This window comes from Conyzicola nivalis (assembly GCF_040548875.1).
In the GTDB taxonomy this organism is placed as follows: Bacteria; Actinomycetota; Actinomycetes; order Actinomycetales; family Microbacteriaceae; genus Conyzicola; species Conyzicola nivalis_A.
Genome location: NZ_JBEPSJ010000002.1, coordinates 119,856 through 134,420, shown reverse-complemented (window position 1 = coordinate 134,420; position 14,565 = coordinate 119,856). Strand labels below are relative to the sequence as shown.

At 69.5% G+C, this 14,565-nt stretch carries 10 protein-coding genes; 8 read left to right on the top strand and 2 right to left on the bottom strand.

Going from position 1 to position 14,565, the window contains the following annotated elements; genetic code table 11:
- Positions 1 to 141: 141 nt before the first annotated feature.
- From ABIE21_RS09290 to ABIE21_RS09270, 5 genes are all read left to right on the top strand, one after another.
- Positions 142 to 1,086, top strand: a complete 945-nt coding sequence (locus tag ABIE21_RS09290) for an NAD-dependent epimerase/dehydratase family protein (protein WP_354024544.1) — start codon at positions 142 to 144, stop codon at positions 1,084 to 1,086.
- A 76-nt stretch (positions 1,087 to 1,162) separates the two neighbouring features.
- A complete protein-coding gene (mfd, locus tag ABIE21_RS09285; RefSeq protein ID WP_354024543.1) occupies positions 1,163 to 4,804 on the top strand; it encodes a transcription-repair coupling factor in 3,642 nt (1,213 codons plus the stop codon).
- 101 nt (positions 4,805 to 4,905) lie between these two features.
- Positions 4,906 to 5,571: a pentapeptide repeat-containing protein gene (locus ABIE21_RS09280; RefSeq protein ID WP_354024542.1), complete on the top strand. Its 666-nt coding sequence runs from the start codon at positions 4,906 to 4,908 to the stop codon at positions 5,569 to 5,571.
- A gap of 322 nt (positions 5,572 to 5,893) precedes the next feature.
- A complete protein-coding gene (locus ABIE21_RS09275; protein ID WP_354024541.1) occupies positions 5,894 to 6,778 on the top strand; it encodes a hypothetical protein in 885 nt (294 codons plus the stop codon).
- 73 nt (positions 6,779 to 6,851) lie between these two features.
- On the top strand, positions 6,852 to 7,796 hold the full coding sequence (locus tag ABIE21_RS09270) for a hypothetical protein (RefSeq protein ID WP_354024540.1): 945 nt from the start codon (positions 6,852 to 6,854) through the stop codon (positions 7,794 to 7,796).
- Here the strand turns inward: ABIE21_RS09270 and ABIE21_RS09265 are convergent.
- Positions 7,793 to 8,848, bottom strand: a complete 1,056-nt coding sequence (locus ABIE21_RS09265) for a 2,3-butanediol dehydrogenase (RefSeq protein ID WP_354024539.1) — start codon at positions 8,846 to 8,848, stop codon at positions 7,793 to 7,795. The genes ABIE21_RS09270 and ABIE21_RS09265 overlap by 4 nt on opposite strands.
- Positions 8,849 to 8,973: 125 nt before the next feature.
- Between ABIE21_RS09265 and ABIE21_RS09260 the strand changes: the two genes are divergently transcribed.
- Both ABIE21_RS09260 and ABIE21_RS09255 read left to right on the top strand, forming a co-directional pair.
- A complete protein-coding gene (locus ABIE21_RS09260; protein ID WP_354024538.1) occupies positions 8,974 to 9,690 on the top strand; it encodes a hypothetical protein in 717 nt (238 codons plus the stop codon).
- A 95-nt stretch (positions 9,691 to 9,785) separates the two neighbouring features.
- Complete coding sequence (locus ABIE21_RS09255) at positions 9,786 to 12,245, top strand: phosphoketolase family protein (protein ID WP_354024537.1); 2,460 nt, start codon at positions 9,786 to 9,788, stop codon at positions 12,243 to 12,245.
- A 75-nt stretch (positions 12,246 to 12,320) separates the two neighbouring features.
- Here ABIE21_RS09255 and ABIE21_RS09250 read toward each other — a convergent pair whose 3' ends face one another.
- Positions 12,321 to 13,214, bottom strand: a complete 894-nt coding sequence (locus tag ABIE21_RS09250; protein WP_354024536.1) for a DUF808 domain-containing protein — start codon at positions 13,212 to 13,214, stop codon at positions 12,321 to 12,323.
- A 125-nt stretch (positions 13,215 to 13,339) separates the two neighbouring features.
- Here ABIE21_RS09250 and ABIE21_RS09245 point away from each other — a divergent pair, with 125 nt between their 5' ends.
- The gene (locus ABIE21_RS09245; protein WP_354024535.1) at positions 13,340 to 14,359 is read left to right on the top strand and encodes a LacI family DNA-binding transcriptional regulator; all 1,020 of its coding nucleotides are present in this window, start codon (positions 13,340 to 13,342) and stop codon (positions 14,357 to 14,359) included.
- Positions 14,360 to 14,565 lie beyond the last annotated feature (206 nt).

Genomic DNA, 14,565 nt, shown 5'->3' with positions numbered 1-14,565 from the left:
GGCTCGAGGCATCCGCTACCGCCCTCTGGCAACCATCGTTTGCGCCCGTTCGCGCACCCTGCACCCACCGCCGGTCAAGCCTCCCGAGATCATCCCTTAGGGGGACTGTTTTCCCAGCGACGCTCACCTATGGTGGGTGTCATGCGCGTATTACTGGCCGGGGCCTCCGGCGTTCTGGGGCGCACTCTGCTCCCCTTCCTCACGCGCGCTGGCCACACGGTCACGGGCATCACCCGCACCCGCGGATCCGTCACGGCCCTCGGCGCGCCCGAGGTCGTCGCCGACATTCTCGACCGGCCGTCGCTGCTCGCCTCGCTGCAGGGCGCCGAGTTCGACGCCGTCATCGCTCTCACGAGCGCCCGCGCCCACATCCCTCGCCGGTACACGCGGATGCGCCAGATCAACCGGCTGCGCACCGAGGGCACGAGCGCCCTCATCGCCGCCGCGCGCGCCACCGGCGCCACGCGATTTGTGGCCGCGTCCGACTTCGCGGGCTACGGCCTCGAGGACTTCGACGACGTGGTGCTCGACGAGGAGGCCGCGTTCGGCGCACAGCCCGGCGGACCCATCGACGTCATCCAGCGCAGCGCCCTGAGCAACGAGCAGCAGGCGCGCGCCTTCGGGGGAGTGGCACTGCGCTTCGGCGCCGTCTACCGCGGCCGGGGCGACGCCGCGGTCGTGGCATCGGACTGGCGCAGAGACCTCCCCTTCGTGCACGTCGACGACGCGGCATCCGCCACCGTGTCCGCCCTCGACGCCGAGCCCGGATCCGTCTTCAACGTCGTCGACGACACCCCCGCCTCGTGGACCGAACTGCAGTTCGAGCGCGCCCACGCGTTCCAGCAGCCCGATCCCACCCGCCTGCCCTCGTGGGTGATGCGCCGCACCTCGCCGTTCGCGGCCGAGCTGCTCACCGCCACGTCGATGCGTGTCTCCAACGCCCGCGCGCGCGCCGAGCTCGGCTGGGCGCCGGCCTACGGCTCCTACCGTGAGGGCGTCTGGTCAGAAGTGACGGATGCGGCCCAGGTGCGCGCTGTGCAGTCCGGCCCGTCACGCGCCTCCGGCGCCGCCCACGGTTCCGCCTGAGGCGTCCGGTCCTGAAGCCCGCGGTCCTGAGCGCTCGGCCCGGCCAAGTGTCGGCGGCACCGCCTACACTTAAGCGGTGATACTCGAAGGTTTGATTTCGGCGCTTTCGCGCGCCTCCACGTTCGAGGAAGCACTCTCGCACGCCACCCGCAACGCCGAGTTCTCGCTCGTCGACGGACTCCGCGCACCGCTCATCGCCGGGCTGCTCTCGCGCCGTCCTGACGCGCAGGCGCTGCTCGCCATCGTGTCGACCGGGCGCGAGTCCGAGGCCCTGCGCGAGTCGCTCTCGTCGGTCATGCCGACCGCCGAGATCATCGAGTTCCCGGCGTGGGAGACGCTGCCGCACGAGCGGCTCAGCCCCAGCAGCGAGACCGTGGGCAAGCGCATCGCCGCCCTGCGCCGCCTCGCCGCATGGGACAAGACCACGCCCATCGTCGTGGTCGCCAGCGTGCGCGCCGCGCTGCAGCCCCTCGCCGACAACCTCATCGACACACCCACCGTCGACCTCGCCGCCGGCGGTCGCGGGTACAGCCTGCCCGGAATCACGCAGCAGCTCATCGACCTCGCCTACTCGCGCGTCGACATGGTCACCCGCCGCGGCGAGTTCGCCGTGCGCGGCGGCATCCTCGACGTGTTCGCTCCCACCGACGAGCATCCGCTGCGCCTCGAGTTCTTCGGCGACGAACTCGAGCAGATCCGACCGTTCTCCGTCTCCGACCAGCGCTCGCTCACCGAGACGGTCACCCACGCGCAGCTGCCGCCGAGCCGCGAGCTGCTGCTCAGCCCCGCCGTTCGCCAGAGGGCCCGCGAGATGCAGCACGAGTTTCCGGGTCTCGCCCAGATGCTCGCGAAGATCAGCGAGGGCATCCCCGTCGACGGCATGGAGTCGCTCGCGCCCGCGCTGCTCGACCGGCTCGTTCCGCTGACCCACTACCTGCCCGCCGAGGCCGCGGTCGTCGTGCTGTCGCCCGAGAAGGTCGCGACGCGCGCCGTGAGTCTCGTCGAGACCAACCAGGAGTTTCTCGCCGCCGCCTGGAACGCCGCGACGGCCGGCGCCCAGGCACCGATCGACCTCAACGCGGGAGACTTCGTCACGCTCAACGCGCTGCGCGAGTCTGCCGGCAAGCGCGCCTGGTGGACGATGAGCTCGTTCGACAGCGGCGCCGTCACCGACGCGCTCGAGTCCCAGGTCGCCGCCACGCTCGACGCCGACGACACCTACGTGCGCATCGACGCGACGAGCGTTCCGAGCTTCGCCGGCCAGCCCACGGGAGCGATCGACCACGTCGAGCAGCTGCTCCACGACGGGTGGACCGTAACGATCGTCGCCCGCGGCCAGGGCCTCGTCGAGCGAGCCGTCGACGTGCTCGCCGAGCGCGAGCTGTCGGGGCGGATCGTGGAGGAGTTCCCTTCGACAGGTTCAGGGACCGCGACAGGCTCAGGGACCGCGACAGGCTCAGGGACCGCTCTCGAACCCGGCGTCGCCTACGCGCTCAAGGCATCCGCCGAGCACGGCTTCGAGATCCCCGAGATCAAGTTCGCGCTGATCAACGAGAGCGAGTTCTACGGACGTGCGGTCGGCTACGACGCCCGCCAGGTGAAGAAGCTCGCCAGCCGCCGTAAGAACGTCGTCGACCCGCTGCAGCTCAAGACCGGCGACTTCGTCGTGCACCAGACCCACGGAATCGGTAAGTTCGTCGAGCTCGTGCAGCGCGAGGTCAGCTCCGGCGGACGCAACGCCGTCAAGCGCAGCCGCGAGTTCCTCGTCATCGAGTACGCCCCCAACAAGCGCGGACTCCCCGGCGACAAGCTGTATGTACCCACCGACCAGCTCGACCTGCTCAGCCGCTACGTCGGCGGCGAGGCGCCGAACCTCAGCAAGATGGGCGGCAGCGACTGGTCGAATGCCAAGAACAAGGCGCGCAAGGCCGTGCGCGACATCGCGGTCGAGCTCGTCAAGCTGTACTCGGCGCGCATGGCATCGAAGGGCCACGCCTTCCCGAAGGACACACCCTGGCAGCGCGAGCTCGAAGACGCGTTCCCGTTCGCCGAGACCGCCGACCAGCTCACCACGATCGACGAGGTGAAGGCCGACATGGAGCGGCCCATCCCGATGGACCGCCTGCTCTCCGGCGACGTCGGCTACGGCAAGACCGAGGTCGCGGTGCGCGCCGCGTTCAAGGCGGTGCAAGACGGCAAGCAGGTTGCGATGATCGTGCCGACCACGCTGCTCGTGCGCCAGCACCTCGAGACCTTCGCCGAGCGCTTCGCCGGATTCCCGGTTCACCTGCGGGCGCTGAGCCGGTTCCAGACCGACAAGGAATCGAAAGAGACGATCGCCGGGCTGGCGGATGGCACGGTGGACGTGGTCATCGGAACGCACCGCTTGCTCAGCCAGAGTATCGCCTTTAAAGACCTCGGACTCGTCATCATCGACGAGGAGCAGCGGTTCGGCGTCGAGCACAAAGACGCCCTCAAGAAGCTCAAGATGAACGTCGACATCCTCGCGATGACGGCCACACCGATTCCGCGCACGCTCGAGATGGCGGTCACCGGAATCCGCGAGATGTCGACGCTCGCCACCCCGCCCGAAGACCGTCACCCGATCCTCTCCTTCGTCGGCCCGTACAGCGACAAGCAGGTGTCGGCCGCGATCCGCCGCGAGCTTCTGCGCGAGGGCCAGGTGTTCTTCGTTCACAACCGCGTGTCATCCATCAACCGCGTCGCGGCGCAGCTCGCCGAACTCGTTCCCGAGGCGCGCATCGCGATCGCCCACGGGCAGCTTCCCGAGTCGGTGCTCGAGCAGGTCATGGTCGACTTCTGGGAACGCAAGTTCGACGTGCTCGTCTCGACGACGATCGTCGAGACCGGCCTCGACATCGCCAACGCCAACACGCTCATCATCGACCGCGCCGACAAGTACGGCCTCAGCCAGCTGCACCAGCTGCGTGGCCGGGTCGGCCGTGGCCGCGAGCGGGCCTACGCCTACTTCCTCTACGACGAGATGAAGCCGCTGTCGGAGACCGCGCACGAGCGCCTCTCCACGATCGCCGCGAACAACGAGCTCGGTGCGGGCATGCAGATCGCACTGCGCGACCTCGAGATCCGCGGTGCCGGAAACCTGCTCGGCGGCGAGCAGAGCGGCCACATCGCCGGCGTCGGCTTCGACCTCTACCTGCGCATGATCGGCGAGGCCGTGTCGACCTTCAGGGGAGACGTCGCCGAGGGGCAGACCGAGCTGCGGCTCGAACTGCCGGTGGATGCGCATATTCCCGAAGAGTACGTCGAGAGCGAGCGGCTGCGGCTCGAGGCGTACCAGAAGCTGTCGACCGCGTCGGCGCCTGCGTCGAGCCCCGAGCAGATCGACCTGGTGCTCGAAGAGCTGACCGACCGCTACGGCGAGCCGCCCGAGCAGGTCGCCAACCTCATCGCCGTCTCGCGGCTGCGACGCATGGCGGTCAAGGCCGGGCTCAGCGAGGTCGTCGCGATGGGCGGCAACATCCGCATCGCGGGCGTCGCCCTGGCCGACTCGATCCAGATCCGCCTGCAGCGCATGTACCCGGGGTCGAAGTACTTCGCGGCCAACGCGAGCGTCGCAGTGCCGATGCCGCGCATCAACGGCGAGCCGCTCGACGACGCCGACCTCATCGCCTGGACGAGCACGCTGCTCGTCGCCATCTTCGGCGCCGAGCTCGCCGACGCGACCCCCGCCGCCTGATCCCGGTCGCTGAGCCTATCGAAGCGCCCGAGCGGGTGACGTCCCTTCGACAGGCTCAGGGGCCGGACAGGCTCAGGGACCGAAAACCCAAGGAAACCCCCATGGCCAAGCCCCGCCCCACAGGCACCCAGCCGCCCGTTCTCGGGCTTACCGAGCCCGGCAACCTGGTCGACGTCGACGCGACGGGACTGCGGCCGAGCGACGAGCGCGAGGGCGAGCGCTACTCCGACGCCGACCTCTCCGACTACGACCTCAGCGGTGTGAGCTTCATCCAGTGCGCGTTCGACGCGGTCACCCTCACGAGCACCCGGCTGCGCGGAGCCCGGTTCGTCGACAGCCAGCTGACCGCCTCCTTCGCCCCAACCCTCTCGGCGGGACGCACGACCTGGCGCGACACGCTCGTGCAGAGCCCGCGCTGGGGCTCGGCCGAGCTGTTCGACGCCGACCTTAACGCCGTGCATATCCGCGGCGGCAAGATCGACTACCTCAACCTGCGCAGCTCGCGCCTCACGAACGTGCTGATCGAAGACACCCAGCTCGGCGAACTCGATCTGGGAGGCATCCGCGGCGACCGCGTCGCGATCCGCAACTGCCGCATCGGAACCCTCGACCTCACCGGCGCGCGCAGCGTCAACGTCGATATCCGCGGCTCGGAGTTCTCCACGATCAACGGACTCGAGGGGCTGCGCGGCGTCACCGTCGACGACTACCAGCTGAGCCTGCTCGCGCCCGTGCTCGCCGCCTACGTCGGGCTCGTCGTCGAGTAGCTCGCTGCAACAGGCTCGCCCCGCCGCCCGCAGCGATCTGCGCCAATCGGGGCAGTACGGCCGGTCGAACGCCCCATTCGGCGCAGATCATCTGGCGCGGCCCGCTTGTGCAGCGGCGCCAGTGCCGGGCCAACCATCGATCTGCGTCAATTGGGGCAGATTGACCACAGAAGTGCCCCAAACGGCGCAAGTCGGTGGGGGTGCGCCGTGCGATCAGCGCCCGGCCCGCGGTCCGGGCAGCGCCGGCGCGGCAGTGCGGGTTCCGCACCGGGGCGGGGGCGGGTTCTCGCGCGAGCGCGGCCCACGCGAATAAGCTTCGCGCATGACCGATCGCGCCAGCCGAGCACTCGAGGCCGTCGACCGCGACCCGGCGGCGCGTGCCCGCTTCGCCGCCGCCTACGGGCGGCCGGGCGACCCGGTCGCGGTGCTGCGCCGGGAGGTGCGGCCGGATGCCACGGCCGACGCCGCGCGCGACGCCGAGGTCGAGCGGCTGCGCCGGGTCGCCTTCGACCGCACGAACACCGCGGAGGAGGAGGCCGCCGCCGAGCTGGCCCGCCGCGACCTCGCGGCCCTCGAGGAGGAGACCCGGGCGAGCCGCGCGGCCCTCGACCGCGCGATCGACGCCGCGCTCGAACCGCGGGCGCATCCGCCGGTCGCGAGCGATCCCGATGACTCGGTGCAGAGCGACGACCCGGAGGAGCCTGCGAGACCACGCCGGGCGCCCTGGCTCGTCCCCGCCGCCGTCGCGCTCGTCGTCGGCGTCGCCGCGACCAGCGCGGTCTGGGCCTGGCAGGGCTCCGACGAGCTGCCGGCCGCGGTATCCGCCTCGCGCAGCCCGTCGCCGATCGAGTACTTCTTGGGCGACCGGCCCGACGGCGTCTCCGAGCCCGGCGACCTGTCGGCGGCCGAGGTGTGGTTCGAGCGCGAGCAGACCGACGAAGACCTCGTGGGCGTCGGCGAGCTGCGTCCCGAGTTCGACCGCGGCAGCGTGCGGCTCGTGCACAGCAGCCCGATCGCCCGGGTCTGGGTGGCCAAACAGGTCGACGGAAAACTCTGCCTCGAGACCACCGACACGTTCTCGCAGGTGACCAACGGCACGTGCGCCGTCGCCGGCGACTTCGAGCAGAGCGGGTTGTCGGTCGCGTCGAACGTGCTCACCGCCGACTGGAACGGACCCCAGGTGCGCGTCGTGCTCAGCCAGCGATAGGGCGGAACCCGCGGCTCGAAAAGCCGCACGCGCCGCTACAGTGAGTGAACGCTACGACGAGACGGGGGTCGCGATGAGCGCAGCATCAGCCGAGGACGCGCGACGGGCGCTCGCACTGGTCGAGTCGGATGCGCGGGCGCGCGGGGTGTTCGAGGAGTCCTACGCAGCCGGGGTCGATGCCGGCGACGCAGCCGAGGGCGACGCCGTGGCCGCGTTGCGTCGGCGGGTGCTGCCGGATGCCGCGGCTCGCGCCGCCCGCCGCCGCGAGCTCGACGACCTGCGCCGGGTGGCCTTCGACCGCACGAACTCGCCCGAGGACGAGGCGCGGGCGGCGGAGGCCCACGCGTCCCTCATCGCACTCGAGCGGGCACACCATGCGCGCAAGGCCGCGCTGACCGCCGCCGTCACCGCGGTGCTGGCCGCGCCCACCGCGGCCGCTCCCGTGCCCGTCTCAGGCCAGGAACCCGGAGTGGAGGTCGCGGCGGGAGACATCCGCCCGCCCTCGCTCTGGAGACGACTCGCGCTGCCCGTCGGGGCGTTCGCGCTGGGGATCGCGGTCGCCGCGGTCGCGCTTCCGCTGCTGTTCACCGAAGACGCCCCCGACCCTGTCGCCGACTTCGCCGCCGGCGAGGGCCTGCTGCCGCCCGAGCCCGTCGAGGCCGGCGCGCTGCGACCCGGAGACCTCGAGGCGGCGGAGCGCTGGCTCGCCCAGCCGCAGACGCAGACCGACCTCGTCGACCTGCAGTTCGAAGACATCGACCCCTCGACGACGCGGCTCGCCGCGGGCGGGGCGGGCACCGGAACGACGTGGGTGGCCCGCGACGACGACGGCGGGCTGTGCGTCGTCGTCACGATCGGCGCGGCGAACTCGTTCGCTGCCTCCTGCTCGCCACCCGACATGTTCGTATTGCACGGGGCGACGGTCTCGCTCAACCAGGGCGTGGCGGGAACCCCCAGCATCGAGGCGGCGTGGGACGGCGCGCACGTCTACGTCACCGTGGGGCCCGAGGGTCCCTAGGGGTGCACGACGATCTTCACCGCGGTCTCGTTGTGATTGATCAGCGTGTCGAAGCCCGAGTCGATGAGGTCGTCGAGGCCGATGCGCGAGGTGATGAACGGCGCGAGCGTGACCTTGCCGTCTTGCACCAGCTTGATGGTCGCCGCGTGGTCGCGCACGTAGGCGATGGTGCCGCGCAGGTCGATCTCCTTGAGCACGAGCTTCTGCATGTCGATCACGGCCGGCTTGCTCCAGATCGACACGTTCACGATCACTCCGGCCGGCTTGACCGCGTCGAACAGCTGGTCGAGCACCACGTTCACGCTCGTGCACTCGAAGCACACGTCGGCGCCGACGCCGCCGGTGAGCTCTCGCACCCGCTCGGCCAGGTTCTCGGTGCTCGGGTCGATCACGTGGTCGGCCACGCCGGTGGAGAGAGCCTTCTCTTTGCGGGCGGCGCTGAGCTCCGACATGATCACGGTGAGGCCCTCGGCCTTGAGCACCGCGGCCAGCAGCAGGCCGATCGGGCCCGCGCCGCCGATCAGCGCGACGTCGCCGGCTCCGGCGCCGCTGCGTACGAAGGCGTGGTGCCCGACCGAGAGCGGCTCGATGAGTGCTGCCTCGTCGAGGGGGATGTCGCCGATCGGGTGCACCCAGCGACGGTCGACGACGACCTTCTCGCTGAGGCCGCCGCCACCGCCCGCGAGCCCGATGAAGCCCATCTTCACGCACAGGTGGTAGTTGCCGGCCAGGCACGGGGCGCACTCGTTGCAGACGAAGTACGGCTCGACGACGACGTTCTCGCCCACGGTCAGGTCGTCGACGCCCTCGCCGAGTGCGGTGACGGTTCCCGAGAACTCGTGGCCGAGGGTGACGGGTTCCTCCTCGTGGGAGAGCGGATGCGGGTGCCCGGCCGCCGGGATGAAGATCGGGCCCTCGAGAAACTCGTGCAGGTCGGTGCCGCAGATGCCGCACCACGCGACATCGATCGCGACGGCGCCCGCGCGCAGTTCGGGTTCGGCGATGTCTTCGATGCGGATGTCCTGTGGGCCGTGGAATCGTGCTGCCTTCATGAGGTGCTCCTTCGTCGATGAACGCGCTTCGCGCTGCACTTCCATGCTCCCCGCCTCGCGCGAGGCGCGACAGGGGACAAGGTCCCGCATGTTCGAGAAACCCTCGATTGCGATAACCTCGGCGCATGACGACCGACGACGACGATCACAGCGCGCGCCTCGACGAGCTGCGGCGCATCGGCTACGGACGCACGGGCTCGGTCGAGGAGGAGAGGCGTGCCGCCGCCGCGCGACGGGAGCTGGAGAAACGCGAAGGCGTCGGCGACCTCGAATCCGCGCCGGTCGACGAGCCGGTGGCCGGCGAGGCGCATCCGCCCCAGACCGACGATATCCAACCCTCGCCCGCCGTCACGCGGTCGCGCGGATGGGTCGTTCCGTCTCTGGCGGCTCTCGTCGTCGGGGTGTTCGTCGGCGCGGGCGGACTTGCGCTCGTGTCGCCGAAGGCAGCCGACGGCGACGGCGCCGCGCCGACGCGCGCGGAGGGCGAGACGCCGGTGCAGCCCGTGCTCGTTCCCGGCAATCTCGGCGCCGCCCAGCGACTGCTCGGCTCCGCTCAGGCCGACCGGGACCGCGCCCCCGCCGATCTCGTCGACGGCATGCAGATCGAGGCCGCCTCAACACGGCTCCTGCAGTCGACCGAGTCGGAGAATATCTGGGCGGCCAAGAACTCCGACGCGAGCTTCTGCCTGATCGTCGAGGATCTCGTGCAGGGCGGAAGCGGGGGTTCGTGCACGAGCAGCAGCGACTTCCTGCAGTACGGCCTCCAGCTCGGACTGGGCGACAATCTCTCGGTCACCTGGGACGGCGCCAGCGTGATCACGACGACGGCGACGGCGCGATGAGCGACGAAGCCGTGAACAGGGACGTTCGTCCCTAGCCAGCCGCGGCGGATTAGTGCGAACCTGAGGGCATCACCATTCTTCGACGAAAGGTAGTCATGACCGCCCTGACAGTCTCCGCCCCCTGGCAGCACCGCGACCCGCGCGAGATCGACGCGGAGTCGCTCGAGCGGCTGAACACGTGGTGGCGGGCGGCCAACTACCTCTCGGTCGGGCAGATCTACCTGCTCGACAACCCGCTGCTCAGGGTGCCGCTGACCAAGGAGCACATCAAGCCACGCCTGCTCGGCCACTGGGGAACCACCCCCGGTCTTAACTTCATCTACGCGCACCTGAACCGCGTGATCCAGGAGCGCGACCTCAACGCGATCTACATCACCGGCCCCGGCCACGGCGGGCCGGGCATGGTCGCGAACGCCTACCTCGACGGCACCTACAGCGAGATCTACAACACGATCGAGAAGACCGAAGACGGGGTGCGCCGGCTGTTCCGCCAGTTCTCATTCCCCGGCGGCATCCCGAGCCACGTCGCCCCCGAGACGCCCGGGTCGATCCACGAGGGCGGCGAGCTCGGCTACTCGCTCAGCCACGCCTACGGCGCTGCGTTCGACAACCCCGACCTGCTCGTCGCCACGGTCGTCGGCGACGGCGAGGCCGAGACCGGGCCGCTCGCCACGAGCTGGCACTCGAACAAGTTCGTCGACCCGTTGAACGACGGCGTCGTGCTGCCGATCCTGCACCTCAACGGCTACAAGATCGCCAACCCGAGCCTGCTGGCGCGCATCCCCGAGGAAGAGCTGCTGCAGCTCATGCGCGGCTACGGCCACACGCCCTACGTCGTCAGCGGCGGCTTCGACGACGAAGACCCCATGGCCGTTCACGCCCGCCTCGCCGAGACCATGGACGTCGTTCTCAACCAGATAGCGCAGATCAAGGCGGATGCCGCGGCCGGCACCCTCGACGGACGCCCGGCCTGGCCCATGATCATCCTGCGCACGCCCAAGGGGTGGACCTGCCCGAAGGAGATCGACGGCCACCCGGCCGAGGACAACTGGCGTTCGCACCAGGTTCCGCTGGCGAACGCGCGCGACACGGAGGCGCATACCCGTCTGCTCGAGAGCTGGCTGCGGTCGTACCGGCCCGAGGAGCTCTTCGACGAGGACGGCGCCGTGACCGTCGAGGCAACTGCGCTCGCGCCGGAGGGCGACCGGCGCATGAGCGCCAACCCGGTCGCGAACGGCGGGCTGTTGCGGCAGGCGCTGAAGCTGCCCGACTTCCGCGACTACGCGGTGGACGTGGAGAGCCCGGGCGCATCCACCAGCGAAGCCACCGCGGTTCTCGGCACCTGGCTGCGCGACGTGATCACGAAGAATCCCACCAACTTTCGTATCTTCGGCCCCGACGAGACCGCCTCGAACCGGCTGCAGGCAGTGTTCGAGGTGACCGACAAGCAGTGGGACGCCGGCAGCCTGCCGATCGACTCCGACAACCACCTCGCCCGGGCCGGACGTGTGATCGAGATGCTCAGCGAGCACCAGTGCCAGGGCTGGCTCGAGGGCTATCTGCTCACCGGGCGGCACGGCATCATCAACTCGTACGAGGCGTTCATCCACATCGTCGACTCGATGTTCAACCAGCACGCCAAGTGGCTGAAGAGCTCGCGGCACATCGAGTGGCGACGACCTGTCGCCTCGCTCAACTACCTGCTGTCGTCGCACGTCTGGCGGCAGGACCACAACGGCGCCTCGCACCAGGACCCCGGTTTCATCGACCACGTCGTGAACAAGAAGGCCGACGTCGTGCGGGTGTACCTGCCGTTCGACGCGAACACGCTGCTGTCGACCTACGACCACTGCCTGCGCAGCGTCGACTACGTGAACGTCGTGGTCGCCGGCAAACAGCCCGCGCCGAACTGGCTCACCATGGAGCAGGCGATCGCGCACTGCACCCGCGGGCTGGGGCTCTTCGAGTGGGCCGGCAGTGAGAAGGCGGGCGAGGCTCCGGATGTCGTGCTCGCGTCGGCCGGGGACGTTCCGACCCTCGAGATGCTGGCTGCCGTGTCGATCCTGCGCGAGAAGGTGCCGTATCTCAAAGTGCGCGTGGTCAACGTCGTCGACCTGATGCGCCTGCAGAGTGCGGGGGAGCACCCGCACGGGCTCAGCGACAGCGAGTACGACGCCATCTTCACGACCGACAAGCCGGTGATCTTCGCGTACCACGGGTACCCGTGGCTGATCCACCGTCTCACCTACCGCCGCACCGGGCATGAGAACCTTCACGTGCGCGGTTTCAAGGAGGAGGGGACCACCACCACCCCGTTCGACATGGTGATGCTCAACGACATCGACCGCTACAAGCTGGTGATCGACGTGCTCGACCGGGTGCCCGAGCTCGCCGTGCGCGAGGGGTCGCTGCGGCAGGAGATGCAGGACGCCCGTCAGCGTGCGCGCACGTACACGCGCGAGCACGGCGAGGACATCCCCGAGGTCACCCAGTGGTCGTGGGGCGGCGCCTCGTCGGCGTCGGGGTTCGGCGACTCCGGCGGAGACAACGTCTAGCCGTCGCGGCCGCTGAGCCCGTCGAAGCGCCCGCCGCGGTCGCTGAGCCTGTCGAAGCGCCCGGCCGACCGCGCGTCAGTGTGAAACGCTCTCCGGCTCTTTCTTCTTGACGACCCGCGAGATCGCCATGATGATCCCGATGATGACCAGCCCGAGAGCGAGTCCGACCACCGCCGAGATGGCTGTGTCGGTCACCCACACGATGACCGGTCCCGCACCCTCGATGGCGTGCGTCACGGCGTGCAGCAGGTCGTACGGCCCATGCCAGAACGTCTCGGCCAGGTTCGCGATCACGAGGTGCCCGCCGACCCAGAGCATGGCGACGGTTCCGACGATGCTGATCACCCGGAACACGGCCGGCATCGCGCGCACGATGCGGGCACCGGTACGCCGCACCTTGCGCACGGAGTGCTTCATCAGCGCGAGTCCGACGTCGTCGATCTTGACCAGGGCGGCGACCACGCCGTAGACGAGGATCGTCATGCCGAGGCCGATGACCGCGAGGGCTCCGAGCGTCATCCAGATGCCGAAGTCGGGGTCGATGCTCGCCAGCGAGATGAGCATGATCTCGGTGCTGAGGATGAGGTCGGTGCGGATGGCGCCGAAGACCAGTTTGCGTTCGTCGCGCGCCTCGGTCTCCGCGGGCCCGTGGTGCGCGCCGAACCACTCGGTGACCTTCTCGGCGCCCTCGAAGCAGAGGTAGGTTCCGCCGATGATCAGCAGCCAGGGCAGCACCCACGGCGCGAACGCCGAGAGCAGCAGGGCAAGAGGGATGATGATGATGAACTTGTTGAACAGGCTGCCGAGGGCGATCTGCAGCACGACGCGCAGCTCGCGCGCCGGCGAGAGTCCCTGCACATACTGCGGCGTGACGGCCGCGTCGTCGATGACGACGCCTGCGGTCTTCGCACTCGCCTTGATTGCGACGGTGAGTATGTCATCCACAACGGCGAGCAGGCCGACCGACATTAAGTTCTCCAATAGATCGGGGGGCGCCGTCCCGGTGCGGGCCGCGGCAACAGAGACAAGAGTAACGTGCGCGCCAGAGTGGCCTGCTCAACCAGCGGAGTCCTCCAACGTTGTAATGTGACAACATGTCGATCACTATGCACGACGTGGCACGCCTGGCCGGGGTGTCGATCAAGACCGTGTCGAACGTCATCAACGACTACCAGCACATCCGCCCCGAGACTCGCGAGCGGGTCACCGCGGCGATCGAAGAGCTCGGCTACCGGCCGAACCTCACCGCCCGCGGACTGCGTTCCGGTCGCACCGGCGTGATCAGCCTCATCATCCCCGACCTGCGCAACGCCTACTTCGCCGAGCTCGCCGACGCCGTCATGCGCGCCGCCGACGCGCAGGGTCTGTCGGTGATCATCGAGCAGTCGGGCGCCGACCGAGAGCGCGAGATCGGGCTGCTCGGCGGCGAGCGGAAGCAGAAGGTCGACGGCATCCTCTACAGTGCGCTCGCCCTCGGCGAAGATGACGCGTACATCCTCAACGACGTCGACACCCCGCTGGTGCTGCTGGGAGAGCGCATCTTCCACGGCCCCACCGACCACGTCACGATGCACAACACCGAGGGTGCCCGCGCGGCGACCGCCCACCTCATCGCGCTCGGTCGACGGCGCATCGCCGTGGTCGGAGCGCACCGCGGAGAGGTCATCGGCTCGGCCGGCCTGCGTCTCGTCGGCTACAAGCAGGCCCTCGACGACGCGGGCATCGAGTACGACGACCGGCTCGTCGCCGAGGTCGGCGGCTGGTTCCGCTCGGGAGGCGCGCAGGCGATGCGCCTGCTGCTCGAGTCGGGCGTCGAGTTCGACGGCGTGGTCGCCTTCAACGACTCGATGGCCCTCGGCGCGATGCGCGTGATGCAGGAGGCCGGGCTGCGCATTCCGCACGACGTGGCCGTGATCGGCTACGACGACATCGACGAGACCCGGTACACCCTGCCGACGCTCTCGACGATCGACCCGGGAAAAGACGAGATCGCCGAGGTGGCCGTGCGCTTCCTCGTCGAGCGCATCGCCAACCCCGGCACCGTGATCGAGCCGCGCGAGCATCTGGCCGCTTTCGCGCTCGTCGAGCGCGAGTCGACAGCCGTAGTGGCCTGATCTCGGCCCGATTGATCGGATCTGCTTGACACGGGCCGCATCCGCTCTGCAAGATGTCTTCTACAACGTTATATACAACGTTGTAAACGCCGGCAGAAAATGACACCGGCCAGTCGAATCGAGGAGGATTCCGATGCTTTCGTGCCCGTTCGCCGCACCCGCATCCCGACTCTTCCTCCCCTCGGCCGCATCCGCGGCAGCCTGTC